At 63.2% G+C, this 25647-nt stretch carries 24 protein-coding genes and 1 tRNA gene; 14 read left to right on the top strand and 11 right to left on the bottom strand.

The window, feature by feature from the left end; translation table 11 throughout:
• The first annotated feature begins 30 nt into the window (after positions 1 to 30).
• The 8 genes from glmM (at position 31) to phoR (ending at position 8306) form a co-directional block, all read left to right on the top strand.
• Complete coding sequence (gene glmM / locus NKG59_RS19025) at positions 31 to 1374, top strand: phosphoglucosamine mutase (protein ID WP_253539928.1); 1344 nt, start codon at positions 31 to 33, stop codon at positions 1372 to 1374.
• 191 nt (positions 1375 to 1565) lie between these two features.
• The gene (pstS, locus tag NKG59_RS19020; RefSeq protein ID WP_253539927.1) at positions 1566 to 2600 is read left to right on the top strand and encodes a phosphate ABC transporter substrate-binding protein PstS; all 1035 of its coding nucleotides are present in this window, start codon (positions 1566 to 1568) and stop codon (positions 2598 to 2600) included.
• A 117-nt stretch (positions 2601 to 2717) separates the two neighbouring features.
• Entirely contained in the window at positions 2718 to 3692 is a 975-nt protein-coding gene (pstC, locus tag NKG59_RS19015; RefSeq protein WP_045203231.1) for a phosphate ABC transporter permease PstC, read from the top strand.
• Positions 3693 to 3730: 38 nt separating this feature from the next.
• Positions 3731 to 4615 carry a phosphate ABC transporter permease PstA gene (gene pstA, locus NKG59_RS19010; protein ID WP_045203230.1) on the top strand — a complete coding sequence of 295 codons (885 nt, stop codon included), beginning with the start codon at positions 3731 to 3733 and terminating at the stop codon, positions 4613 to 4615.
• The gene (gene pstB / locus NKG59_RS19005) at positions 4612 to 5403 is read left to right on the top strand and encodes a phosphate ABC transporter ATP-binding protein PstB (RefSeq protein WP_045203229.1); all 792 of its coding nucleotides are present in this window, start codon (positions 4612 to 4614) and stop codon (positions 5401 to 5403) included. The genes pstA and pstB overlap by 4 nt, the downstream gene beginning before the upstream one ends.
• A gap of 40 nt (positions 5404 to 5443) precedes the next feature.
• Positions 5444 to 6157 (top strand): phosphate signaling complex protein PhoU, encoded by a 714-nt coding sequence (gene phoU / locus NKG59_RS19000; protein WP_045203228.1) that lies wholly within the window; start codon positions 5444 to 5446, stop codon positions 6155 to 6157.
• 23 nt (positions 6158 to 6180) lie between these two features.
• Complete coding sequence (phoB, locus tag NKG59_RS18995) at positions 6181 to 6894, top strand: phosphate regulon transcriptional regulator PhoB (protein ID WP_045203227.1); 714 nt, start codon at positions 6181 to 6183, stop codon at positions 6892 to 6894.
• Positions 6895 to 6977: 83 nt separating this feature from the next.
• Complete coding sequence (phoR, locus tag NKG59_RS18990) at positions 6978 to 8306, top strand: phosphate regulon sensor histidine kinase PhoR (protein WP_045203226.1); 1329 nt, start codon at positions 6978 to 6980, stop codon at positions 8304 to 8306.
• Between the two features lie 85 nt (positions 8307 to 8391).
• On the opposite strand, the gene ppk1 is transcribed toward phoR, so the two are convergent.
• Positions 8392 to 10563 carry a polyphosphate kinase 1 gene (gene ppk1, locus NKG59_RS18985; protein ID WP_045203225.1) on the bottom strand — a complete coding sequence of 724 codons (2172 nt, stop codon included), beginning with the start codon at positions 10561 to 10563 and terminating at the stop codon, positions 8392 to 8394.
• 169 nt (positions 10564 to 10732) lie between these two features.
• On the opposite strand from ppk1, the gene ppx reads away from it, so the two are divergent.
• Complete coding sequence (gene ppx, locus NKG59_RS18980) at positions 10733 to 12256, top strand: exopolyphosphatase (protein ID WP_045203224.1); 1524 nt, start codon at positions 10733 to 10735, stop codon at positions 12254 to 12256.
• Between the two features lie 80 nt (positions 12257 to 12336).
• Here the strand turns inward: ppx and NKG59_RS18975 are convergent, their stop codons facing one another.
• Together NKG59_RS18975 and sixA are read right to left on the bottom strand one after the other, a co-directional pair.
• On the bottom strand, positions 12337 to 13170 hold the full coding sequence (locus tag NKG59_RS18975) for a GNAT family N-acetyltransferase (protein WP_004634231.1): 834 nt from the start codon (positions 13168 to 13170) through the stop codon (positions 12337 to 12339).
• Positions 13171 to 13298: 128 nt separating this feature from the next.
• Positions 13299 to 13772, bottom strand: coding sequence for a phosphohistidine phosphatase SixA (gene sixA, locus NKG59_RS18970; RefSeq protein ID WP_253540134.1), 474 nt, complete (start codon positions 13770 to 13772; stop codon positions 13299 to 13301).
• A 55-nt stretch (positions 13773 to 13827) separates the two neighbouring features.
• Between sixA and NKG59_RS18965 the strand changes: the two genes are divergently transcribed.
• Entirely contained in the window at positions 13828 to 14151 is a 324-nt protein-coding gene (locus tag NKG59_RS18965; protein ID WP_253539926.1) for a hypothetical protein, read from the top strand.
• Between the two features lie 106 nt (positions 14152 to 14257).
• Here NKG59_RS18965 and NKG59_RS18960 read toward each other — a convergent pair.
• The 3 genes from NKG59_RS18960 to NKG59_RS18950 form a co-directional block, all read right to left on the bottom strand.
• Positions 14258 to 14334 (bottom strand) — tRNA-Pro (locus NKG59_RS18960).
• Between the two features lie 35 nt (positions 14335 to 14369).
• Positions 14370 to 15191 carry a sulfite exporter TauE/SafE family protein gene (locus NKG59_RS18955; RefSeq protein ID WP_253539925.1) on the bottom strand — a complete coding sequence of 274 codons (822 nt, stop codon included), beginning with the start codon at positions 15189 to 15191 and terminating at the stop codon, positions 14370 to 14372.
• Positions 15192 to 15193: 2 nt separating this feature from the next.
• Positions 15194 to 15559 (bottom strand): ArsR/SmtB family transcription factor, encoded by a 366-nt coding sequence (locus tag NKG59_RS18950; RefSeq protein WP_045203222.1) that lies wholly within the window; start codon positions 15557 to 15559, stop codon positions 15194 to 15196.
• Between the two features lie 100 nt (positions 15560 to 15659).
• Between NKG59_RS18950 and NKG59_RS18945 the strand changes: the two genes are divergently transcribed.
• Positions 15660 to 16520: an MBL fold metallo-hydrolase gene (locus tag NKG59_RS18945; protein ID WP_253539923.1), complete on the top strand. Its 861-nt coding sequence runs from the start codon at positions 15660 to 15662 to the stop codon at positions 16518 to 16520.
• Positions 16521 to 16524: 4 nt separating this feature from the next.
• Here the strand turns inward: NKG59_RS18945 and NKG59_RS18940 are convergent, their stop codons facing one another.
• On the bottom strand, positions 16525 to 17421 hold the full coding sequence (locus NKG59_RS18940) for a LysR family transcriptional regulator ArgP (RefSeq protein WP_253539921.1): 897 nt from the start codon (positions 17419 to 17421) through the stop codon (positions 16525 to 16527).
• A gap of 74 nt (positions 17422 to 17495) precedes the next feature.
• Between NKG59_RS18940 and NKG59_RS18935 the strand changes: the two genes are divergently transcribed.
• Complete coding sequence (locus NKG59_RS18935; RefSeq protein WP_253539919.1) at positions 17496 to 18137, top strand: LysE/ArgO family amino acid transporter; 642 nt, start codon at positions 17496 to 17498, stop codon at positions 18135 to 18137.
• A gap of 41 nt (positions 18138 to 18178) precedes the next feature.
• Here NKG59_RS18935 and NKG59_RS18930 read toward each other — a convergent pair whose 3' ends face one another.
• Positions 18179 to 18637 carry a MerR family transcriptional regulator gene (locus NKG59_RS18930; RefSeq protein WP_253539917.1) on the bottom strand — a complete coding sequence of 153 codons (459 nt, stop codon included), beginning with the start codon at positions 18635 to 18637 and terminating at the stop codon, positions 18179 to 18181.
• 98 nt (positions 18638 to 18735) lie between these two features.
• On the opposite strand from NKG59_RS18930, the gene NKG59_RS18925 reads away from it, so the two are divergent.
• Both NKG59_RS18925 and NKG59_RS18920 read left to right on the top strand, forming a co-directional pair.
• Positions 18736 to 19971 (top strand): NADH:flavin oxidoreductase/NADH oxidase family protein, encoded by a 1236-nt coding sequence (locus NKG59_RS18925; protein ID WP_253539916.1) that lies wholly within the window; start codon positions 18736 to 18738, stop codon positions 19969 to 19971.
• Positions 19972 to 20062: 91 nt separating this feature from the next.
• Positions 20063 to 20896 (top strand): aldo/keto reductase, encoded by an 834-nt coding sequence (locus NKG59_RS18920; protein WP_253539915.1) that lies wholly within the window; start codon positions 20063 to 20065, stop codon positions 20894 to 20896.
• Positions 20897 to 20918: 22 nt separating this feature from the next.
• Here NKG59_RS18920 and NKG59_RS18915 read toward each other — a convergent pair whose 3' ends face one another.
• The 3 genes from NKG59_RS18915 to NKG59_RS18905 form a co-directional block, all read right to left on the bottom strand.
• Complete coding sequence (locus tag NKG59_RS18915; protein ID WP_253539914.1) at positions 20919 to 21338, bottom strand: hypothetical protein; 420 nt, start codon at positions 21336 to 21338, stop codon at positions 20919 to 20921.
• 469 nt (positions 21339 to 21807) lie between these two features.
• Positions 21808 to 24507 carry an alpha-ketoglutarate dehydrogenase gene (gene mdeB / locus NKG59_RS18910; RefSeq protein WP_253539913.1) on the bottom strand — a complete coding sequence of 900 codons (2700 nt, stop codon included), beginning with the start codon at positions 24505 to 24507 and terminating at the stop codon, positions 21808 to 21810.
• Positions 24508 to 24598: 91 nt separating this feature from the next.
• A complete protein-coding gene (locus tag NKG59_RS18905) occupies positions 24599 to 25615 on the bottom strand; it encodes a 1-aminocyclopropane-1-carboxylate deaminase (protein ID WP_027681185.1) in 1017 nt (338 codons plus the stop codon).
• Positions 25616 to 25647 lie beyond the last annotated feature (32 nt).

The raw sequence follows: 25647 nt of genomic DNA, 5'->3' as shown, positions 1-25647 counted from the left end.
TAAAGAAACATTCTCCAGGAGAGACTCCCAATGTCCAGGAAGTATTTCGGCACCGACGGCATCCGTGGGCGTGTCGGCGAAAGCCCGATCACGCCGGATTTCGTGTTGCGCCTTGGTTATGCAGCAGGCCGCGTGCTGGCCCACGGCGGAGAGGCGCATGGCCATGGCCGTCCCACCGTGCTGATCGGCAAGGACACGCGCCTGTCGGGCTACATGCTGGAAGCCGCGTTGGAAGCGGGCTTTACCGCAGCGGGTGTTGACGTCTTGATGAGCGGGCCGCTGCCCACGCCGGGTGTGGCGTATCTCACGCGTGCACTGCGGCTGTCGGCAGGTGTCGTGATTTCTGCGTCACATAACCCGTATTACGACAACGGCATCAAGTTCTTCTCGGCCACCGGCGACAAGCTGCCGGACGAAACCGAGTTGCAGATCGAGGCCGAGCTGGAAAAACCGATGGTGTACGCGGCCTCAGACGCGCTGGGTCGTGCCCGTCGTATCGAGGATGCCGCTGGCCGCTACATCGAGTTCTGCAAGAGCACGTTCCCCAGCGATTTGAACCTGTTCGGTATGAAGGTCGTGCTGGACAGTGCGCATGGCGCGGCCTATCACATCGCGCCGCACGTCTTCCATGAGTTGGGTGCGGACGTCGTGTCGATCGGCAACCAGCCGAATGGCCGCAACATCAACGACGGCTATGGCGCGACGGCGCCGGGCAAGCTGGTCGAGGCCACGCGTGAGCATGGGGCCGACATTGGCCTGGCCTTCGACGGCGATGCCGACCGCCTGCAGGTGGTGGACCGCAATGGCCGCCTCTATAACGGCGACGAGCTGCTCTACGTCATGGTGCAGGCGCGCCGTGCGGCGGGCCAGACGGTGCCGGGTGCGGTCGGCACGCTCATGACCAATCTCGCCGTGGAGCTGGCGCTCAAGGCGCAGGGCGTCGAGTTCGTGCGCGCCAAGGTGGGCGACCGCTACGTGCTGGAAGAGCTGAAGAAGAATGGTTGGCTGCTGGGCGGCGAAGGGTCGGGCCACTTGCTCTGCCTGGACAAGCACAGCACGGGCGACGGCATCATCTCGGCGCTGCAGGTGCTTGCGGCATTGCGTCGCAGTGGCCAGACGCTGGACCAGATGCTGGACGGCGTGCGCCTGTTCCCGCAAAAGCTCATCAATGTGCGGGTCGAAAAGGGTTTCGACTGGAAATCGCACGCTGGCCTTCAAGCGGCGCTGAAGACCAGCGAGGCAGAGCTTGACGGCAAGGGCCGGGTGCTGATTCGTCCGTCGGGTACGGAGCCGGTCGTCCGCGTGATGGTGGAAGCGCAGGACGCAGAGCTGGCCAACCAACATGCGGAGCGTCTTGCTGCGACGTTGCAGTAAATTTCTGCCCGGTCAAGTAAGTGAGTCAGAAAGCGGCCTTCGGGCCGCTTTTTTTATGCGCGTGGGTCGACTTTCCTGCTCTGCAGGTCAGTTATGAGAAGTTTTCGTGTTGTCACAGAACTGTCATCCAAGCCGCCTAAAGTTCGGATGTCAAAAATCTGTCATCGCTCAACCGCTCCTCTGGAGAACTCATGAAACTGGTCAAAACCGCAATCGCTGGCGTGGCTGCACTGGCTTTCGCTGGTGCCGCATTTGCTGTAGATATCACTGGTGCAGGCGCGACGTTCCCGGCACCCGTCTACAACAAGTGGGCGGCCGACTACAACAAGGCGACCCAAACCAAGGTGAACTACCAAGGTATCGGCTCGTCGGGCGGCATCAAGCAGATCACCGCCAAGACCGTCGACTTCGGCGCATCGGACATGCCGCTGAAGGACGAGGAGTTGAACAAGGATGGCCTGATCCAGTTCCCGACCGTGATCGGCGGCGTGGTGCCTGTGATCAACCTGCCGGGCGTGAAGCCGGGCGAGCTGACGCTGAACGGCCAGTTGCTGGGTGACATCTACCTGGGCAAGATCAAGAAGTGGAATGATCCGGCCATCGCCAAGCTGAATCCGAAGGCCAAGCTGCCGGACCAGGACATCCTGGTGGTGCGCCGTGCTGACGGTTCGGGCACCTCGTTCATCTTCACGAACTACCTGTCGAAGGTGAATACTGAGTGGAAGAGCAAGGTGGGCGAAGGCACGACCGTGAACTGGCCGACCGGTACGGGTGGCAAGGGCAACGAAGGCGTGGCCGCTTTCGTGCAGCGTCTGGGTGGTGCGGTTGGCTACGTTGAGTACGCCTATGCCAAGCAGAACAAGATGACGTACGTGAACCTGCAGAACAAGTCGGGTGCCACCGTTCAACCGACCGCTGAAGCCTTCAAGGCTGCAGCCGCTGGCGCCGAGTGGAGCAAGTCGTACTACCAGATCCTGACGGACGAACCGGGCAAGGACGCATGGCCGATCGCTGGTGCAACGTTCATCCTGCTGCACAAGACGCAAGCCAAGCCGGCGCAGGGCGCTGAAGTCATGAAGTTCTTCGACTGGGCCTACAAAGGTGGCGATGACGCTGCCAAGAGCCTGGACTACGTGCCGCTGCCGGACGCTGTGAAGAACCAGATCCGCGCAACGTGGAAGTCGAGCGTGAAGGATGCATCGGGTAAGGTTGTCTACAACCAATGATGGTTGCCTGCTGCATAAGGGTTCGTAAGTAGGTGCAGCACAAGGTGCGGGAGGGCGGTACGAATCGGCCGCCCGCACCATTTCAAAAGCTTCTTTCTTGGCTGACCGGTTTCCCTCATGGCCACGCTCTCTGATTCCTCTGGCGCTTCCCGTATGCGAGCACCCAGCCGCTTTGGCGACCTGGTGTTCGGCGGTCTGACCCGCCTTGCCGCAATCGTTACGCTGTTACTGCTGGGCGGCATCATCATCTCGCTCATCATCAGCTCTTGGCCCACGATTCAGAAATTCGGCCTGTCGTTCCTGTGGAATTCGGAGTGGGATCCGCCCTCCGACATCTATGGTGCGCTGGTGCCCGTCTACGGCACCCTGGTCACGTCGCTGATCGCGCTCATCATTGCCGTGCCTGTGAGCTTCGGCATTGCACTGTTCTTGACCGAGCTGTCGCCGGCGTGGCTGCGCCGACCGCTGGGTACCGCCATCGAGCTGCTCGCTGCAGTGCCGTCCATCGTGTACGGCATGTGGGGTCTGCTCGTGTTTGCGCCGATCTTCGGCGAATACTTTCAGAAGCCGCTGGCCGCGACCGTCGGCAAGATCCCGGTCATCGGAGCGCTGTTCCAGGGTGCGCCGATCGGCATCGGCCTGCTGTGCGCTGGGGTGATTCTGGCGATCATGATCATCCCGTACATCTCGGCGGTGATGCGCGACGTGTTTGAGATCACGCCGACGCTGCTTAAGGAATCTGCCTACGGCGTGGGCTGCACGACGTGGGAAGTCATGTGGAACGTGGTGCTGCCTTACACCAAGGCGGGTGTGATCGGTGGTGTGATGCTGGGCCTGGGGCGCGCTCTGGGCGAGACCATGGCCGTGACGTTCGTGATCGGCAACACCAACCTGCTGTCCGATCCGTCGTTGTTCTCGCCGGGTAACAGCATCACGTCGGCGCTGGCCAATGAATTTGCGGAAGCGGGGCAGGGTCTGCATACCGCGGCGCTCATGGAGCTGGGCTTGATCCTGTTCGTCATCACGTTCATCGTGCTGGCGGCCTCCAAGTTGCTGCTTCTGCGCTTGCAGAAGAGCGAGGGTCAAAAGTGAACCAACGCGATCTGCCTGACGCTATGAGACCCAACACCATGCGTACGTCTTCCATTCCTGCCGTCCGCCCCGACTCTGAAAAGATCAAGGCACGCCTGCAGGCCCGCCGCCGCAACGTCAACGGGATTGCGCTGTCGCTGTCGCTTGCCGCCATGGCTTTCGGCCTGGTGTGGCTGGCATGGATTCTGTGGACCACGCTTTCGCTGGGTGTGGGCGGCTTGTCGATGTCGCTCTTCACCGAGATGACGCCGGCGCCCGATACGCCGGGAGGCGGCCTCGCCAACGCCATCGCAGGGTCGTTCCTGCTGGTGGGCATGGCCACGCTGATCGGCACGCCGCTGGGCATCCTGGCGGGCATCTATTTGGCCGAGTACGGCAAGACTTCAATGCTTGCGAGCGCGACGCGCTTCATCAATGACATCCTGCTGTCGGCGCCGTCCATCGTGATCGGCCTGTTCGTGTATGCCGTCGTGGTAGCTCGCGTGCAGCACTTCTCGGGTATCGCGGGCGTGCTTGCGCTGGCACTGCTTCAGATTCCGATCGTGGTGCGCACCACCGAGAACATGCTGAACCTGGTGCCCAACGCGATGCGTGAAGCCGCCATGGCGCTTGGCACGCCCAAGTGGAAGATGATCCTGTCGATTACGCTCAAGGCGTCGTATGCCGGCGTGATTACCGGTGTGCTGCTGGCCATCGCCCGCATTGCCGGTGAAACCGCGCCGCTGCTCTTTACCGCGCTGAACAATCAGTTCTGGAGCCTGGATCTGAATCAGCCGGTGGCTACGCTGCCGACCGTGATTTTCAAGTTTGCGATGAGCCCGTTCCCCGAGTGGCAGCAACTGGCCTGGGCCGGGGTGTTCCTGATTACGCTGGGTGTGCTGGGGCTGAACGTCCTTGCGCGTGCCTTGTTCACCAAGAAATGATCATGACTGCTACGTCCCTCGAAGTGCGCACGCAAAGCCCGAAGATTGATGTTCGCGACCTGAACTTCTACTACGGCAAGTTCCACGCGCTGAAGAACATCTCGATGCAGATTCCCGAGAAGCAGGTCACGGCGTTCATCGGCCCGTCGGGCTGCGGCAAGTCGACTCTGCTGCGTACGTTCAACAAGATGTACGCGCTGTATCCGGAGCAGCGCGCCGAAGGCCAGATCAACATGGACGGCGAGAACCTGCTGACCTCGCGCATGGACATCGCCCTGTTGCGTGCCAAGGTCGGGATGGTGTTTCAGAAGCCGACGCCGTTCCCGATGTCGATCTACGACAACATCGCGTTCGGTGTGAAGCTGTTCGAGCGCCTGTCGCGCTCCGAAATGGACGACCGCGTGGAATGGGCACTGACCAAGGCGGCGCTGTGGAATGAAGTGAAGGACAAGCTCAACCAGTCGGGCTACGGCCTGTCCGGCGGGCAGCAGCAGCGTCTGTGTATTGCGCGCGGCATTGCCATCCGCCCTGAAGTGCTGCTGCTGGACGAGCCGTGCTCGGCGCTGGACCCGATTTCCACTGGCAAGATCGAAGAGCTGATCGCCGAACTGAAAGACGACTACACGGTGGTCATCGTTACGCACAACATGCAACAGGCGGCGCGTTGCTCCGACTACACGGCGTACATGTACCTGGGTGAGCTGATCGAGTTCGGCGATACCGAAAAGATCTTCATCAAGCCGCAGCGCAAAGAAACAGAGGACTACATTACCGGCCGCTTCGGCTGACCTGCAACAACGCTGACGCTGAAGCGAAAAGGAGAAACCGATGTCTGAGAAGCATCTGTCATCGCAGTTTGACACCGACCTGACCACCATCAGCACCAAGGTGCTGCAGATGGGCGGTCTGGTGGAAGCACAGATTGCACGCGCCATGCGTGCGCTGGCCAATTTCGACACCGCCATGTGCGATCAAGTCATGGCCGTGGAGCTGGAAATCAACGCGCTCGAGATCGAGATCGATAGCGATTGCAACAACATCATCGCGCGCCGCCAGCCGACCGCTCGCGACCTGCGTTTGGTGATGGCCATCTCCAAGACCATCACCAACCTCGAGCGTGCCGGCGACGAAGCCGAGAAGATCGCCAAGCGCACCAAGCGCATCATGCAAGACCCGTCGGCACATGCGCTCAACTACGCCGGTGTGGAACGTTCGGGTGAGATGGCCGCGACCATCCTGCGTCACGCACTGGACGCCTTCGCACGCCTGGACACCGCTGCTGCCTTGTCGATCCTGCAGGAAGACAAGGCCATCGATGAGGAATTCCGCGGCTTCATGCGCGAACTCATCACGTACATGATGGAGAACCCGCGCACGATTTCGGTAGCGCTGGATCTGCTGTTCATTGCCAAGGCCATCGAGCGTATTGGCGATCACGCCAAGAACATCGCCGAGTTTATTATCTACATCGTCAAGGGCACCGACGTCCGGCACGCTTCACGCGAGACGCTGGCACGCGAGATCCTCGGCGAGGGCGAATAAAGGGCAGGACTGGAGACGTGAGCATGCCGAGCAGTATTCTCGTCGTAGAAGACGAACCGGCGATCGCTGAACTGATCGCCGTCAACCTGCAGCACGCGGGGCACTACCCGATCCGCGCATACAACGCCGAGCAGGCACTCTCGCTGATGAGCGATGTGTTGCCCGACCTCGTTCTGCTCGATTGGATGCTGCCGGGCAAGTCGGGCGTGATGTTCGCCAAGGAGCTGCGCGCCAACGAGCGCACGCGCCAGATCCCGATCATCATGCTGACGGCACGCAGCGAAGAGCAGGACAAGATCATGGGCTTGGACAGTGGCGCGGACGACTACGTCACGAAGCCGTTCTCGCCCAAGGAATTGTTGGCGCGCATCAAGGCGGTCCTGCGCCGCCGCGCGCCGCAGCTGACCGACGACGTGGTGGCGATCAACGGCCTGAAGCTGGACCCGGCCACGCACCGCGTGACGGCCACGAACCTCGAAGCAGAAAACCCGATCAAGCTGGACCTCGGTCCGACGGAGTTCCGACTGCTGCATTTCCTGATGACGCATCCGGAGCGTGTACACAGCCGCTCGCAGTTGCTTGATCAGGTGTGGGGCGACCATGTGTTCGTAGAAGAGCGCACGGTGGATGTGCACATCAAGCGATTGCGCGCAGCACTCGCTCCGGGCGGCTACAGCAACATGATCGAAACCGTGCGCGGCAGCGGCTATCGCCTGGCGCGCAATCCGGGGCAATAACGTCGCAGTCGGACGAGCGCGCGAGCGGGGGGATCCATCGCGCGTTCACACGTCCGTCGCGGTCCAGCGCTTAGAATGCCTTCATGAACGTCTTCTGGACCCGCTTTGCCGTCTTTGCCGCCCTCATGGGCATTGTCACGGCATGCCTCTATCTCTTCGTCGACCATGTGGTTGCGCTGGCCGTGCTCAGTGCAATGCTGCTGGCGATGCTCCTCTATTACATCTATCAGATCCAACGCCTGTGGCGCGTGCTGGACTCGCCCGCCTATGGCGAGATCCCCAGCGCGCTGGGCCTGTGGGGCGAGGTCTACTACCGCCTGCACCGATTGATGAAGGCCTGGCGCACCCAGGTGCTGCAGGTTGAGCAGCAGCACAGCCGCTTCATCCAGGCCATTCAGGCCTCGCCAAACGGCGTGCTCATGCTTGACGGTGAAGACCAGATCGAATGGTGCAACGCGGTGGCGGAAGAGCACTTCGGCCTGTCTGCCAGGCGTGATCTGCGTCAACGCATTACCCACCTGATTCGCCGACCGGAGTTCGTGCGCTACCTGGCGCGCGGCGAGTTCGAGGAGCCGCTCACCATGCATGACGTGGGCCCGCACAAGCAAAGCATCATCTCTGCCCAAATCTTGCCGTATGGCGAAGACCGCAAGCTGCTGGTGTCGCAGGACATCACCAAGCTGGAGAATACCGAAGCGATGCGCCGCGATTTCGTGGCCAACGTCTCGCACGAGCTGAAGACGCCGCTGACCGTGCTCTCGGGTTTCCTGGAGACGGTGCGCGATCTTCCGCTGCCGGAAGAAGACAAGAGGCGCTACCTGGACATGATGCATACGCAAGCCATGCGCATGCAGCATTTGGTGGAAGACTTGTTGGCGCTCGCCACGCTCGAGGGCAATTCCGAGCCGCCGTCATTGGCGCCGGTGCCGATGCAGCGCATGATGCTGCAGCTCCAGCACGATATCGAAGCGCTGTCCGCGGGCCGGCACACCGTCAGCATGACGTGCGACTCCACCGTCAGCGTGTGCGGCGCCGAGCTTGAATTGCTTTCCGCGTTCAGCAATCTGGCGTCGAACGCGGTGCGCTATACGCCGGATGGCGGCACGATCCGCCTCGACTGGGGCGTGCGCGACGGGCACGCGGTTTACTCCGTCACCGACACGGGGATCGGCATTGCGCCCGAGCATATTCCGCGTCTGACCGAGCGCTTCTATCGTGTGGACCGTAGCCGTTCACGCGACACCGGCGGTACCGGGCTGGGCTTGGCCATTGTGAAGCACGTGCTGTCACGCCACGGCGGGGAACTGCAGGTGACCAGCGAGCATGGCAAGGGCAGCACCTTCCGCGCCGTGTTCCCGCCGGAGCGTACGGTGGTGCGCAGTGCCAGCGTGACCGATGAGCGCGTCGCCTGATCGCCGGTTCTTCTCGTCCATTGAACGCATAAAAAACGCACGCTGTTGAGCGTGCGTTTTTGTTTGCAGGCACAGGCTTGGCGGATCAGCCCGCGGAGATCTCCACCGGAGCGCGCACCGTCGGTTCCGCAGCCGTTGCCGCCGCCACTGCGGCTGCCGTCTCCGCCGCCGCAGCCGCCTGCGGCGAGAAGTGGTTCAGCAGTTCCAGCTGGCTGATGCGCACGTGCTTGCCACGCGTCTGGCGCTGCACGTAGCTGCCATCCTGCTGCATGACCCACGCCGATGCGTTGTCGCGCAGATGCACCTGCAGGCTTTCCCTGATGACGCGCGCCTTGAGCTTGCGGTCGAGCACGGGAAACGCCACTTCCACGCGGCGGAACAGGTTGCGGTCCATCCAGTCGGCGCTGGAGAGATAGACGACTTCCTCGCCGCCGGCATGGAAGTAATAGACGCGGTGGTGCTCAAGGAAACGCCCGACGATGGAGCGCACGCTGATATTTTCCGACAGCCCCGGCACGCCCGGCTTGAGGGCGCACACGCCGCGCACGATCAAGTCGACTTTCACGCCGGCCCGCGACGCCTTGTACAGCTCGTCGATGATGGCCGGCTCCAGCAGCGCGTTCATCTTGCCGATGATGCGCGCACGTTTGCCTGCGCGAGCGGCACGCGCTTCGGCTCGGATGTGCTCGATCAGGTTGTCGTGCATCGTGAACGGCGAGTGCCACAGATGATGCAGCTTGATCTGCGCGCCTGTGCCCGTGAGCAGCTGGAACACGTGATGCACGTCTTCGCAGATCTGCTCGTTGGCCGTCATCAGGCCAAAGTCGGTGTAGAGGCGGGCGGTCTTGGGGTGGTAGTTTCCCGTGCCCAGGTGCGCGTAGCGGCGCAGCTTGACCGCCTTGCCCTTGCCGGACACCTCGCGACGCACCACCAGCAGCATCTTTGCGTGACACTTGTGGCCCACCACGCCATACACGACATGGGCGCCGGCCGATTCAAGCTGGTCCGCCCAGTTGATGTTCGTCTCTTCGTCAAAGCGCGCGAGCAGTTCGACGACAACGGTCACCTCCTTGCCGTTGCGCGCCGCTTTGATGAGCGCTTCCATCACCGTGGATTCGTTGCCGGTACGGTAGACAGTCTGCTTGATGGCAACCACGTCCGGGTCGCGCGCAGCTTGCTGCAGCAATTCCAGCACGGGCGTGAAGCTTTCGTACGGATGGTGCAGCAGGATGTCACCCTGGCGGATGGCGTCGAACACGTTCGAGCTGTTGGCGACCCGCCGCACCGTTGCCGGCACGTGCGGCGGGTACTTCAGTACTGGTTTGTCGACCATGTCGGGCACCTGCAGCAGGCGCACCAGATTCACAGGACCCTTGACGCGGTAGCAGTCCGCATCGGTTAGACCGAACTCCTGAAGCAGTCGCACCACCAGTGCCGGTGATGTGTCGTGCGCGAGTTCCAGGCGCACCGCGTCGCCAAAGTGGCGCGTGGACAGTTCGCCCTGCAGCGCTTCGCGCAAGTCCGTGATTTCATCTTCCGACACGAACAGATCGGAGTTGCGTGTTACGCGGAATTGGTAGCAGCCATGTACGTCGATCTGCGGGAACAGCTCGTGCACAAAGCCCTGCATGAAAGACGAGAGCAGCACGAACCCATACGGGTAGCCGGAAAGCTCGGGCGGCATCTGCACAAGCCGGGGCAGGGCGCGCGGCGCCTGTACGATGGCCAGTTCAGCTTCACGGCCGAAAGCGTCCTTGCCCGACAGCTCGATGATGAAGTTCAGGCTCTTGTTGAGCACACGCGGGAAGGGGTGCGCCGGGTCCAGCGCCATCGGCGTCAGGATGGGCACCAGTTCGCGCTGGAAGAAACTGCGGCACCAGGCGCGCTGGGCTTCATTCCAGTTGGTGGTCATGTGGAAGAAGACGCCTTCCTTCTCCAGCAAGGGCAGGATCTCGTCTTGCAACATGGCATACTGTTGCGCGACCAGCTGCCGCACCCGCTCCGAGACCACGCCAAACGCCTGCTGCACCGACAGCCCGTCAGGCGTGACCGATGAAGGGTTGTCGCGCATCTGTTCCTTCAATCCGGCAATGCGGATTTCAAAGAACTCATCGAGATTGCTCGACACGATGCAGATGAATTTCAGCCGCTCCATCAGCGGCACACCCGGGTCAGCAGCCTGGGCGAGCACTCGGGCGTTGAATTCCAGGATGCCCAGTTCGCGATTGAGCAGATCGCCCGCGGGCAATGTCGACATGTTGTGTTCGGACGGATGACGATCCGGCCACTTTTTCATAATTCAGTGTCAAATTTGTGACACATTGGATTTGTCACGTTCGGGACACAATAAAGACATATTTTGTTGCGCATTGTTTCGAACGACAATACTCCGCGCCCCTGATTTTGCTCCTCTCCCGTTTTCATTCATGAGTCCCACCCCCCGTCTGCTGGCTGCTGTCGACATGGGCTCCAACAGCTTCCGGCTGATGATCGGCCGCGTCGACGAAACCCCTGGGGGCACCCAGATATTCCAGGTTGATGCGCTGCGCGAGCCGGTCCGTTTGGCCGCTGGGCTTACGCAAGATAAATACCTGGATCAGCCGGCGCGCCGGCGCGGCGTCGATGCCTTGCGCCGCTTTGGCGATCGACTGCGTGATTTTCCGCCGGAACATGTGCGTGCCGTGGCCACCAACACCTTGCGCGTTGCCAAGAATGCGCAGGAATTCCTGATCGAGGCGGAGGCCGCCCTCGGTTTTCCCATCGAAGTGATTGCGGGCCGCGAAGAGGCACGCCTGATCTATCTCGGTGCATCGCATGACGCACCGGCGTGCCAGGGCAACCGGCTTGTCGTCGACATCGGCGGGGGCTCGACGGAGTTCATCATCGGCAATGGCTACAAGCCCAAGCTGATGGAGTCGCTGTATATCGGTTGCGTTTCGCACAGCCGGCATTTCTTTCCGAACGGCAACGTTGATGAATACGCGATGAAGCAAGCCGAGCTGGCCGCACGTCGCGAGATCCAGGTGCTCGTGCAGCAGTACCGCACGGCGGGCTGGAACCAGGCCGTCGGGTCATCGGGTACCGCACGTGCGCTGGCTGAGCTGATCGAGTTGAACGGCTTCAACGACAAGAGTAACGAGCACGGCATCACGCGCGAGGGGCTGGAGCGCCTGAAGCGCGCGCTCGTCAAGTCGGAGAACACCAATCGGCTGAAGCTTAACGGCCTGAAATCGGACCGGATCCCGGTGCTGCCGGGCGGGCTGTCGATCATGCTCGGCGTGTTTGCAGAACTCGACGTCGACCGCATGGACGTGACCGATGGCGCCTTGCGCCTGGGCGTGCTGTATGACCTGCTCGGCCGTACGCATCATGAAGACATGCGCACGGTGACGATTGAGCAGTTCATGCGCCGCTACAGCGTCGACCGCGCGCAGGCGAGCCGCGTTCGCGATGCAGCGACCGCGCTGTTGTCGCAGTTTCCCGACCCGCCCGATGAGCGCCGCGAAGACAATCTCGCGCTGCTGGGTTGGGCGGCAAACCTGCACGAGATCGGCATGAGCATCGCGCACAGCGGGTACCACAAGCACTCGGCGTACATCGCCAGCCATGCCGATATGCCGGGCTTCTCCAAGACCGATCAGGCGCGCCTGGCGACGCTGCTGCTGGGCCACGCAGGCAAGCTTGGCAAGCTCTCGGGCGGCGGCAAGTTCCTGGATTGGCGGATGCTGTTCAGCCTGCGTCTGGCGTTTGTGCTGTGCCGCCGGCGGGGAGCGATCCAACTGCCGGGCTTGCGCGTGCGCCACAGCGAAGGCGAACTGAATGAAGGCGGTTTTGAGGTGGAGCTGCCCAAGAGCTGGATCGAGCAGAATCCGCTGGTGGAATACAGCCTGATGAAGGAAGCCGATGAGTGGCAGCGCATCGGCCGCCGCTACAAGGTGGTGTACGTGTAAAGCGTCTTGCCGCATCCCAAGCAAAACGGCCCGGAGTGACCCGGGCCGTTTTCTTTTGCGCGGCGCTGTTCGGAGCGATATCAGCCGCGCAGGAAGTGACGTGCGTAGCGCGGGTTGATGTCCGACAGACGCAGCAGCGTGAGGAAGTCGGCGACGTTGAAGTCGGGGTCCCACGCCGGTGCACCGCAGATGCGTGCGCCCAGGCGCAGATAACCCTTCACGAGCGCAGGCGGCTCGACTTCGAGATCCTGGTTCAGCTCGTCCACCGGCAGCGCCACGCGCGGGAAGGCGTGATACTCGATCGGTGCGAGTGAGCCATCGTCAACGAAGCTGCGATACAGGCTTGCAGCAAAGTGCCCGCCATCGCCCATCGACACGCTTGCGCAGCCCAGCATCGATTCGAAGCCGTAGCGCTGCATGTATTCGCCCAGGCCGGCCCAAAGCGCCATGATGACGCTGCCCGAGCGGTAGTCGCGGTGCACGCACGAGCGTCCCAGTTCCACCATCTTCGGGCGCAGATGCGCGAGGCGAACGAGGTCGAATTCGGATTCGGAATACAGGCAACCGATTTGCTTGGCAGCGTCCGGGCGCAGCACGCGATAAGTGCCGACCACACGCAGCGTCTTCTGGTCGCGCACGATCAGGTGGTCGCACACCGCGTCGAACATGTCGACGTCCAGTTCAGTGTGGGCCGAGGGCAGGCGGGCGCCCATTTCTTCGGCAAACACCTTGTAGCGCAGGCGCTGCGCTTCGGTCACTTCATCCTGATGGCGCGCCCACGAAACGGCCAGAACAGGTTTGTCACGCGCCGGAACAGCGTCGGGTGAGCGAGGAAGGCCCCTCCGTGCGTTGCCTAGATTCAGGCTCGGCAGTGCGTCGATCAACGGCTGGGTGGGCGTCGGCAGGTCTCGCATTCGTGCATCCCCAAGGGTGGATTTCGGGGCGATTCTAGAGACGCTGCGTGACAGATCCGCGACAAAAGCGTGTCAATCGTGACCGTTGCGTGAATTTTGCGTGGCGATGCTGTGACGAGGGCGATGTGTCACGCAAGATCGGGATTGACCACCGCGCGCAGCACGGTCTGCGCTTCGTCTTCGCGCATGCGGCGGCTGAGCCACCACACGCCGGCTTTCTTCACGCTCCAGTCCATTTCCACGCCCGCGATGAGCAAGCTGGCGAGACGGCCGAGCCACGGCTGATGGCCGACCAGCAGCAGGTTCGTATTCGACGGCCAATCCAATGCATCGAGGATCGCACTGACATCGGCGCCGGGCGCAAGTGCGGCCAGCGTCTGGAAATGTTCTGTGAGGGCGCGTGCGGTCTGCTGCGTGCGTACAGCGGGGCTCGCAAGTACGAGTGTGTCTTCTGGCAGGCGAGGGCGCAGCCAATCGGCCATCTTCTCGGCCTGCTTGTGACCACGCTTGGTGAGTTCCCGCTGCAGATCGGTGTTGCGCTGGATGCGCAATGATGCGGCCACGTCTTCGGCTTCAGCGTGGCGCCACAGGATGAGGTTCATGGGGAAAGTGAGCGACATTGCCTGGATGCGGATGCTGCCTTTATAGCATCGCCAGATGACATCACAAGTTGCAACGAACCGCGCCAAGCGTGTTGTCGTAACGCCTCAAGTGGCGAGGGCGCTCCACGCATTCGCGGACTTGAGGTTGCTGTCGTCGTCGTCTATGTTGATTGACAGGGCAACGTTGACGGGTGAAATGATGCTGGCAACTATCCTGAATCGGATACCAACGTGGGCTTTGATCGCAGGGCTGCTGGCTTTGTTCGGATATGGCTACGTACGCGACCAGTTGGCAGATGAGCCCAACTGTGAGGCCTATATCAAGGCCTATGGGTTAAAAGGAGACTGCGAGAACGCCGTTTTCAGATGGTTCAAGTAATCGGCGGCGAGGACCTTCATGGAGCGCGTAGGTAGAGACGCATAGTCACCAAAACAAAAACGGCTTACGTGGTGAACGTAAGCCGTTTTTGTTTGCTGCTCAATTCTGGTCGGGGCGGCAGGATTTGAACCCGCGGTCTTCCGGTCCCAAACCGGACGCGTTACCAGACTACGCTACGCCCCGAAGACCGCGATTGTACTGCTTTCGCAACACGCCGGTCAAATCAGAGTTCGGACAATCATGCCGAGCGCCACGGCGCCCGCAAATGCAGCGAATCCTTGCTGCAGCGCAGGCCCCGCCAAACGCCGCGCAAAGCGCCGGCCCACCAGCATGCCCGTCAACGCGCCGGCCGCAAACGGCAGCGCGATATGCCAATCGACATGCCCGCCAATGGCCGAGGCGACCACACCGCCCATGGACACCAGTGCGATCACCGCCAACGACGTGGCGACGATGGTTTGCATCGGCAGATCGGTCGCGCGGCGCAATGCGGGCACGATGACAAAGCCGCCGCCCACGCCAAGCAATCCGGACAGAAAGCCCGCGCCCACGCCCGAAGCGGCCAATGCACGCGCGCACGGCAGCGTCCAGACCAGCTTGGCTGTGGTGGTGTCAAGGTGGCAGGGCGGGGCGGTTCGCCTTGGCTGGGGCTCGGCTGACGGTGCCGCGCGCGCTTGCCGAAACATGCGCAGCGCCACGTAGGCAAGCACCACTGCAAACAGCAGCGTGAGCGGTGTGTTCGGCACGCGGTGCGCAACCCAGATACCGAACGGCGAGATCACTACGCCGCATAGCGCCATCAGCCCGGCGGCCTTGTAGCGGACCTTGCCTTCCCGCAAACCGAGCATCGCGCCCAGCCCGGCGGAAAGTCCCACCGCCAGCAGTGCAATCGGCGCAGCTTGCTGAACCGACAGGTGCAATCCAAAAATCAGCAGCGGCACCGCGACGATGGCCCCGCCCGCGCCCGTCAGCGCCAGGATGAGCCCCACCACAGAGCCCAGCCCCGCGCTGATGATCCAGCTCGCTTCGATCGGCGACATGATCAGCGTCCCGCCATCTTCTTCAAGACCTTGCCGCAGTACAGCTCGGAGAGTGTCTGCATGATCTGGATGACCTCGAAGCTGGCGAGCCGGTAGTAGATGTATTTGCCTTCGCGCCGCGTGGTGACAAGGCCCTCGTCACGCAGCACACCAAGTTGCTGCGACAGGCTGGGCTGATGAAGGCCGACCAGTGCTTCCAGCTCGCTGACATTGCGCTCGCCTTGCGTAAGTTGGCAGAGCAGCAGCAGACGGTCTTCGTGGGCCATGGCCTTGAGCACGGCGCACGCCTGCGACGCGGAGGCGCGCAGCATGGAAATGGCCGCCTCGGGCAGCGGCACAACATCGGGACTGGCAGTGGAATGGCTCATGGGGCGTGGCGCTGGACTCTATTCGCGCTGTTTGCGCTATTGGCAGACAGAATGTCAGGCGATATTCTATAAAAATATAGATTGTTCGGGAAAGTCCACTATGCATGCTCAGATCGAACCCTTCTTCGACGCCGATACCTGCACCATGACCTACGTGGTGCACGCGGGGCCCGGCACGCCGTGCGCCGTGATCGACTCGGTACTCGACTACGACCCGAAATCGGGCCGCACGACGACCCGCTCAGCCGATCGCGTTGCCGCGTTCATCGAAGCGCAGGACTTGCGCGTTGAATGGCTGCTGGAGACCCACGCGCATGCCGATCACTTGTCGGCCGCGCCGTATCTGCGCGGGCGTTTCGGCGGGCGCATCGCTATCGGCGAGCGGATTCGGGTTGTGCAGGGCGTGTTCAAGCCGATCTTCAATCTCGAACCCTCGTTCCTGCTCGATGGCTCGCAGTTCGACCATCTGTTCGCGCCAGACGACGTGTTCCATATCGGCAATCTGGAAGCCAAGGCGCTGGCCGTGCCGGGCCACACGCCGGCAGACATGGCATATCAGGTGGGCGATGCGGTGTTTGTGGGTGACACGCTCTTCATGCCGGACGTGGGCACTGCACGCTGCGATTTTCCGGGTGGGAATGCGGGCACGCTGTATCAGTCGATCCGCCGCCTGCTGGATTTACCGCCGGACACGCGGCTCTACATGTGCCACGACTATCCGCCCGCCGGCCGCGAAGCCATTTGCCACACAACCGTGGTCGAGCAGCGCCGCGCCAACATCCATGTGCGCGATGGCGTGACCGAGGCTGAGTTCGTGCAGATGCGCACGAAGCGCGACGCCACGCTCAGCATGCCCACGCTGATCCTGCCGGCCATTCAGGTGAACATTCGCGCGGGCATGTTGCCCCCAGCGGAGCCGAATGGCGTGCAGTACCTCAAGATTCCGCTGAACGCGCTGTAATCGGTCAGGGCGCGAGCAGCGCGGCACGCGCGGCGCTCAGCACCTCGCGGCTGAGTTCGTCGAGCAGCGCCGATGCCGCACGCGCGTGCTGCCAATACAGCGGGATGTCCAACGGCGTGTCAGGCACCAGCTCGACCAGCGAACCGTCTTCAAGATGCTGCGCAATCAGCGCATGCGGATGCAGCCCCCAGCCCATGCCGGCCACAGCTGCGGTCACAAACGCCTGTGACGACGGCAACAGATGGCGCGGCAGTTCCACATGCCGATGGCACAGGCGCCTTGCCCAGGTTGCCTGCAACGCATCTTTCGTGTTGAACACGAGGCAGGGCGCCTGCGCCAACGCACCTGCACCGACGCCGTCTGCAAAATATTTCTGAACGAATGCCGGGCTGGCCGCGGCCACATAACGCATGGCCCCGAGTGGGCGGCTGTTGCAGCCCGTGGCCGGCCGCGCGGTGGCCGTAACGGCAGCCAGCACGGCACCGCTGCGCAGCCATTCACTGGTGTGATCCTGGTCATCCACAGCCACCTCCATCAACACCGGGTGTGCGGCTGCGAATGTGGCAATCGCTGGGGCGAGCCAGGTCGCCAGGCTGTCGGCGTTCACGGCAATCGGCAGCGCAACGCGGGTGACGCCTTCTGGCGCCAGCGTTGGCAGCGCGCCTTGCAGTTCCTGTTCGAGCAGGCGAACGCGGTCTACATGCTGGCAAAGCCGCCGGCCCGTTTCAGTTGGGCGGCACGGCTGATCACGCACCACGAGCGCGCAGCCGACGCGTTCTTCCAGCAGCCGGATCCGCTGCGAAATGGCCGATGGCGTGACATTGAGTGCGCGGGCAGCTCGCTCGAAGCTGCCTTCTCGGATGACGGCAGCCAAAGCGGCCAAGGCGGAATAGTCGAGCACGAAAGTTAGTAAAACTAAATTGAATGAAGAAGAGATAGTTTGTCTTCATCAAGCCCGCCCGGCAAGCTGCGCGCATGACAACATCGATTGCGACTTCCTCTTCCGTGTTTCTGCAGGGCTTGGCCCTGAGCCTGGGGCTGATTGTGGCCATCGGCGCGCAGAACGCTTTCGTGCTGCGTCAAGGCCTGCGCCGTGAGCACGTGGGCAGCGTGGTGCTGTTCTGTGCGACGGCGGATGCGCTGCTCGTCCTGGCGGGCGTGCTTGGCATGGCGCAGGCATTGGGCGAGCATCCTAACCTTGCGCGAATCCTTGCGTTGGCAGGCGCCGCATTCCTGCTGCTGTATGGCGTGCAGGCACTCCGGCGTGCGCGGCATTCCAGCCAGTTACGGGCCGCCGCAGGTGGCGATGGCCTGAGCAGGGGCGCGGCGCTGGCGCAGGCGGCGGCCTTTACGCTGCTCAATCCGCACGTCTATCTGGATACGGTGTTGCTGGTGGGCAGCATTGGGGCGCAGCAGGCCGCGGCATTGCGCGGCTGGTTTGTTGTGGGCGCAGGGTCGGCCAGCCTGTTCTGGTTCGTGACGCTGGGGTTTGGTGCGCGTTGGCTCGCGCCATGGTTTGCCCGGCCGAGGGCGTGGCAGGTGTTGGATGGCTTGATTGGCGTGACGATGCTCGTGCTGTCGGCCTTGCTGCTGCGTCACGCGCTGGGCGGGTTTTGATTCGATTCCGTCTACCGTAAAGCCGCCGCCATCTGCATGCCTCAGCCGCGCTTTCTTGCTGGGCGCGGCTGCGGTTCTACTGCGGGCTGCTTGAGCGGGCGCAGGTTCATCTTGTCGAATACGCGGCGGGCGCGGTCGGCACAATCTTCGCCGTCGGCCTCGTGGTCGACCTCGCGAATGAGCGCCAGCAAGTCGCGCTTGTTTTGCGCCAGGTGCTGCTCCAGCACATCGATTTCCGCCACTTTGCGGCGTAGCGCCAGCAGCAATTCTTCGCGCGGCCATTCGCCCAGATGTCCGGGCAACAGGGCGCGAATTTCTTCCAGCGAGAACCCCGCGCTTTGCGCGCGCAGGATGATCTCCAGCCGCGTCACCGACTCGGGCGCGTATTCCCGATACCCATTGGATTGCCGCTCAGCCGGCTGCAGCAGGCCGCTCGCTTCATAGAACCGGATGCGGGAGGCGGCCACGCCGCTCAGGCGGGCCAGTTCACCAATTTTCATGTGCGTTCTCCGCAGGCTTGACATTCAAGTTGACTTTAAGCTTAGGGTTCAGATGTCGTCAAATGTCAAATCCCAAATCCCCATCGCGGATGCCGCCCATGAAGCTCTTCACGCCCCTCGTTCTGCCCAACGGCGCGGTGATTCCCAATCGCCTTGCCAAAGCCGCCATGGAAGAGAACATGGCCGATGCCGATCACGCGCCGTCCGACGCGTTGCTGCGCCTGTATGAAGCGTGGGCCGCAGGCGGCGCCGGCTTGATCCTGACCGGCAACGTGATGATCGATCACCGCGCCATGACCGGCCCGAACGGCGTCGTGCTCGAAGACGGCACGCATCTGGAACGCTTTCGCCGCTGGGCGCAGGTCGCGCGGGCGCATGGCGCGCATGCGTGGGTGCAGATCAACCATCCGGGGCGGCAGATGCCGGCATCGCTTGGGCAACCGACGCTGGCGCCGTCAGCCGTTCCACTGGCGCTTGGCGCACTGTCCAAGCAGTTTCCGGTGCCGCGCGAGATGACCGAGGCGGACATCCGTGAAGTCCAGCAGCGCTTTACCCGCAGCGCGCAACTGGCCGAGCAGAGCGGTTTTACTGGTGTGCAGATCCACGCCGCGCATGGCTATCTGCTGAGCCAGTTTCTGTCGCCCATTTCCAACCGGCGGCGAGACCAGTGGGGCGGCTCGATCGAGAACCGCGCGCGCCTGCTGCTCGATATCGTGCGCAGCGTGCGCGCCGCCGTGCCGCCGGAGTTTGTGGTGGCGGTCAAGCTGAACTCGGCCGACTTCCAGCGCGGCGGTTTCAGCCCTGACGACGCGAAGCAGGTGGTCGAGTTGCTCAATCCGCTGGGTGTCGATTTGGTGGAACTGTCCGGCGGCAGCTACGAAGTTCCGGCCATGCAAGGGCACGCGCGTGACGGCCGCACACTGGCACGCGAAGCGTATTTCCTGGAATTCGCACGCGACATTGCCGCCATTGCGCGCATGCCGCTGATGGTCACGGGCGGCATCCGGCGCCGGGCCGTAGCGGAGCAGGTGGTCGACAGCGGTGTCGACATGGTTGGCATTGCGACGGCGCTGTCTATCGATCCCAACCTGCCGCGCGACTGGGCCGGCGGCAAGAACAGCGCGCCGATGCTGCAGCCCATCACGTGGAAGAACAAGGCGCTGGGCGCGCTGGCCAACATGGCGGTCGTCAAGTTTCAGCTCAACCGGCTGAGCGAAGGGCGCAAGACAGACCCGCGTGTGTCGCCGCTGCGCGCGCTGATTCAGCAGCAACTGGCCGCCGCGTGCCAGTCGCGGCGCTATCGTCGATGGACGGAGCAACGCCAGCCGCGCTAGGGCGTATTTTCTGACCGGACCGGCGCAGCCTTACCGGTGCGCCGCGTCTCTTGTAGATTCATGTTTTGCCTCCCCGATCGGAAAGCACGACATGAAACAAGTCACTCTGCCCAACGGTGAACGCGTCCCAGCACTCGGCATGGGCACCTGGAACATGGGCGACGACCGCGCCACGCGCGCCGAAGAAATCGCCACGCTGCGCCTGGGCCTCGACCTGGGTTTGCGCCTGATCGACACCGCCGAGATGTACGGTGAAGGCCTCTCCGAATCGCTGATCGGCGAGGCCATTGCCGGGCGGCGCGATGACGTCTTTCTCGTCAGCAAGGTCTACCCGCACAACGCCAGCCGGCGTGGCATTGCTGCGGCGTGCGAGCGCAGCCTGCGCCGGCTCGGCACGGATCGCCTCGACCTGTACCTGCTGCACTGGCGCGGCGATGTGCCGTTCGAAGACACGCTGGAAGGCCTGCAGGCCCTGCAGCGCGAAGGCAAGATCCGCCATTACGGCGTGAGCAATCTTGACTTGTCCGATATGGAGGAGTGGTGGGACGCGCCCGGCGGCGATCAGATTGCCGTGAACCAGCTGCTGTACAACCTCAGCCGGCGCGGCATCGAATGGGACTTGCTGCCCTGGCTGCATGAGCGCGGTGTGCCGGTGATGGCCTATTCGCCCATCGAGCAGGCGCGGCTCGTTCGGCATCCGAAGCTGGTGCGCTTCGCGCAGGAGTGCGGCATGACGCCGGCACAGGTGGCGCTGGCGTGGCTGCTGGCGCGGGACGACATCATCGCCATTCCAAAGACAGGCCATCGCGAGCGGTTGCGCGAAAACATCGGCGCGCTGTCGCACACGCTCACGGCTGAGCAGCTGGCGACGCTGGACAGCATCTTTCCGCCGCCCAAGGGGCCGCGGGCGCTGGAGATGCTCTAAGCGTCCTAAGCGCGCTAACCGCTCAGCGCGACTTCGCCAGGTAGCGCTCGTGGTCGACGTAGCCCATCAGGTAGACGCGGGCTTTGTCGCGTGTGTCTTTGGTGACGCGGTCGGCTGCCTTGCGCGCGCCGGATGAAGACATCGACGCTCTGAGGTGGTCGCGGAAACCGTCGTGCATGGTGCGCAGGTCGCCTTCGCAGGCGTCGAGCGCAGAGGCGACCACGGCCTTCGTCTGCGTGGTGCCCGGCACGCCGCTATCGGCCTGGCGCTGGACGCACGCCATGTAGTTGGCGCGCAGCACCTGCCAGCCGTTGTCTGCACTGGCGTCGGTGGTCGCAGTAGCGGCGGTAGTCGAATCAACGGGCTGCTGTTGCGGGTGCGATGCGCACGCACCGAGCAAGGCCAGCAGGACGAGAGACGGGCAGGTGAGGGCTTTTTTCATGGCATGGACTGTACTGCACGGCTGCGCTGCATGCGTGGCGTGAAGTCGACCGCGGTGCACCTCGTAACATTTGGAAACGAAAAAGAGGGTGTGACCAAAACCCTTGCCGCCAGCCGCCGCGCGACACATGTCCAGGCCATCGTTGGCGCGGCCCCGTAGCGCTGATGCATTGGCCCGGCCCACTGATGGGATCTGATGCGTCACGAGCCAAGGGCAAACCGTGACAGGCGGGGCAAAAGGCTCGGGCTGTCGAGCAAATAGCCTCGTGCGCCGAGCTCTGAGCTCCAAGCGCCGAGCAAAAAGCTCGGCACGCGGAGCAAAAAGCTCGGCACGTGGAGCAAATAGCTCGGCACGTGGAGCAAATAGCTCGGCACGCGGAGCAAAAAGCTCGACACGTCGAGAAAAGAGCCTCAAACGTCGAGCTTCGAGCTCCGCGAGTCGAGCTAAATGCCTCGTGAGTGCGGGTTTTTCAGCGCATCCAGGGCGCGTCTGCCGCCGTCGCGTGTTTGCCGTATTGCTCAATCGCCTCGCGCACCACCGAGTGTTCGAGTTCGCCGTCGTCTGCCAACGCCTTCAGCGCGGCGATGACGATGGACGCACGGTCTACCTCGAAGAACTCGCGCAACGCCCGGCGAGAGTCGCTGCGGCCAAAGCCGTCGGTGCCGAGCGTGACGTAGCGGCGCGGCACGTGCGCACGGATCAGCTCGGGCACGGCGCGGACGTAGTCGGTGGCCGCGATGATGGGCCCGCGCGATTCGCGCAAGACGGTCTCCACATACGAAGGCGCGGCTTCACCGCCGAGGCGGGCGATGCGCTCAGCGGCGATGGCCTCGCGGTGCAGCTCTGAAAAGCTCGTCACGCTCCAGGTGGCGGCGTCGATGTTCCACTCTTCCTTGAGCATCTGCGCGGCGGCCATGACTTCGCCCAGGATGGCGCCCGAGCCCAGCAACTGCACGCGCGCGGTCGGCAGGCTTCGCGGTGTCAGCGGATACATGCCTTTGAGGATGCCTGCACGCAGGTCGCTGCCTGGCATGGACGGCTGCGCGTAGTTCTCGTTCGTCACCGTCAGGTAGTAGAACGTGTCTTCCTGCCGCTCCAGCATCGCGCGCATGCCTTCGTCGAGGATGACGGCAATCTCGTAAGCAAATGCCGGGTCCCACGCGCGGCAGTTGGGCACCGTGGATGCGGCAAGGTGGCTCGTGCCGTCCTGATGCTGCAGGCCTTCACCGCCGAGCGTTGTCTTGCCCGCTGTGGCGCCGATCAGGAACCCGCGCGCACGCTGGTCCGCCGCCGCCCAGATGAGATCGCCGATGCGCTGGAAGCCGAACATCGAGTAGTAGATGTAGAACGGCAGCATCGGCAGATCGTGCGTGCTGTAGGCCGTGGCGGCGGCAATCCATGACGAGATGGCGCCGGCTTCGGAGATGCCTTCCTCCAGGATCTGCCCACCGGTCTCTTCGCGGTAATACAGCATCGAACCCAGATCTTCCGGTTCGTATTGCTGGCCCAGCGGCGAATAGATGCCGACTTGCCGGAACATGCTCGCCATGCCGAACGTGCGCGCCTCATCCGCCACCACCGGCACCATGCGCGGGCCGAGGGCACCGTCCTTCAACAGGTTGCCGAACATGCGCACGATGGCCATCGTGGTCGACATCTCGCGGCCTTCGGCTTGCAGCGCGAATTGTCCCCAGGATGGCAGCGCAGGCACGGTCAGCGCCTGTGTTGCCGCCTTCCGCCTTCTAGGCAGATAGCCTCCGAGGGCAGCCCGGCGCGTATGCAGGTATTGCATCTCCGGGCTGTTTGGCGCGGGCTTGTAAAACTTCAATTGCTCGACATCGGTGTCCGACAGCGGCAGGCGGAAACGATCGCGAAACGCCTTGAGCTGATCGACATCGAGCTTCTTCTGCTGGTGCGTCGTCATCCGGCCTTGCCCAACGCTGCCCATGCCGAAGCCCTTCATCGTCTTGGCGAGAATCACCGTGGGCTGGCCCTTGTGCTGCAGCGCGCGGGCGTATGCGGCGTGGAGTTTGCGCACGTCGTGGCCGCCGCGGCGCAGGCGGTCGATATCTTCGTTGCTGAAGTGCGAGACAAGCGCGGCAAGCTCGGGGTTCTGGCCGAAGAAGCGTTCGCGGTTGTAGGCGCCGTCGTTGGCAGAGAAGGTCTGGAACTGGCCGTCGACGGTCTGCGCAAATGCTCGCAGCAACGCCCCCGAACGGTCGCGGGCGAAGAGGGCATCCCAATCCGAGCCCCACAGCACCTTGATGACGTTCCACCCGGCGCCGGTGAACTGCGCTTCGAGTTCGTCCACGATGCGGCCGTTGCCGCGCACGGGGCCGTCGAGCCGCTGCAGGTTGCAGTTGATGACGAACACGATGTTGTCGAGCCGCTCGCGCGCCGCCAGCGAGAGGGCGCCGATCGATTCCGGCTCGTCCATTTCGCCGTCACCGAAGAAGCCCCACACCTTGCGATCGGACGTTTGCAGCAGGCCGCGGTTGTGCAGGTAGCGCATGAAGCGCGCCTGGTAGATCGCGTTGATCGGCCCGATGCCCATCGATCCGGTCGGAAACTGCCAAAACTCTGGCATCAACCACGGATGCGGATAGGAGCACAGCCCCGGGCCCGTGATTTCGCGCCGATAGTGTTCGAGGTGCGCTTCATCCAGGAAGCCTTCGAGATACGCACGCGCGTAGACGCCGGGCGAAGAGTGCGGCTGGAAATAGACGAGATCGCCGCCGTGCCCCGCGTTGTCAGCCCGGAAGAAATGATTGAAGCCGACTTCGAACAGATCGGCCGCCGATGCGTAGCTTGCAATGTGACCGCCCAGCTCGCCGTAGGCCTGGTTGGCGCGCACCACCATGGCGAGCGCATTCCAGCGCAGCGCGGCGGCCAGTCGCTCTTCGGTATCGATGTCACCGGGATACGGCGGCTGCGCCTCAACGGGGATCGTGTTGACGTAGGGCGTGACGCGGGCGAGGGCCGTGCCGACGCCCAGCTTTGAGGCGTGCTCTGCCAGACGGTCGAACAGGAACTGCGCGCGCGCGGTGCCGGCATGCTGTACGACGGCATCCAGCGCGTCGAGCCATTCGGCAGTTTCCCCTGGGTCGCTGTCTTCGGTGCGGTGCGCGAGGGAGCGCATCGACGCGGCCCCCGTCGATAAATCCGTCATGACTGGTCCTGCCTGAAGGAAGGATGGGAAGGCGGGCCGTGATCACGCGATGCACGCCCGCGCCCGGATGCGCCGCAGGGGCGCGGCCGCATCAACCGTTGCGGAAGATGAAGCTGTATGCATTGAGTGCCGGCACGCCGCCCAGGTGCGCGTAGAGCACGCGCGAGCCCTCGGGAAATTCACCGTTGCGCACCATGTCGATCATGCCGTGCATGGATTTCCCTTCATACACGGGGTCGGTCAGCATGGCTTCCTGGCGTGCGCACAGGCGAATGGCTTCGAGCGTGCCCTCGTTGGGCAGGCCGTATTCGGGGCCGCCGTAGCGCGTGTCGAGCACCACGTCTTTCTCGGTGATGTTGCGGCCAAGGTCGACCAGTTCGGCAGTGTGCTGCGCGATGCGGAGGATCTGCGCGCGCGTCTGCTCCGGCTTGGCGGAGGCATCGATGCCGATCACCTTGTCGGCCCGCCCGTCTGCAGCAAAGCCGACGACCATGCCGGCTTGCGTGCTGCCCGTGACCGAGCACACGACGATGTAGTCGAACTTGAAGCCCAACTGCGCTTCCTGCTGGCGTACTTCTTCGGCAAAGCCCACGAAGCCCAGGCCGCCGAGCGGGTGCTCGGAGCAGCCGGCCGGAATCGGGAACGGCTTGCCGCCGCGCTTGCGCACGTCTTCCATGGCCTGTTCCCAGCTGGGCCGGATGCCGATGTCGAAGCCTGCGGCATCGAGGCGCACGTCGGCGCCCATGATGCGCGACATCTCGATATTGCCGACGCGGTCATACACGGCGTCGGAGTAGTTGACCCAGTTTTCCTGCACCAGCACGCACTTGAGGCCGAGGTGCGCTGCCACGGCAGCCACCTGGCGCGTCTGGTTCGACTGAATGCCGCCAATGGACACCAGCGTGTCGTACCCGCCTTCCAGCGCTTCCGGGATCAGGTATTCGAGCTTGCGCGTCTTGTTGCCGCCGAAGGCCAGACCGCTGTTGCAGTCTTCGCGCTTGGCAAACAGCTCCACTTTGCCGCCCAGGTGTGCGCTCAATCGTTTGAGCGGTTGGATGGGCGTCGGCCCGAACGTCAGCGGGTAGCGGGGGAATCTTTGCAGGTTCATGAGGTGGCTCCTTCAGTGCCGCAAGTGGCGGG

It is taken from the genome of Ralstonia chuxiongensis, from assembly GCF_024158925.1.
GTDB lineage: Bacteria > Pseudomonadota > Gammaproteobacteria > Burkholderiales > Burkholderiaceae > Ralstonia > Ralstonia chuxiongensis.
This window is presented reverse-complemented; position numbering and strand designations above follow the sequence as displayed.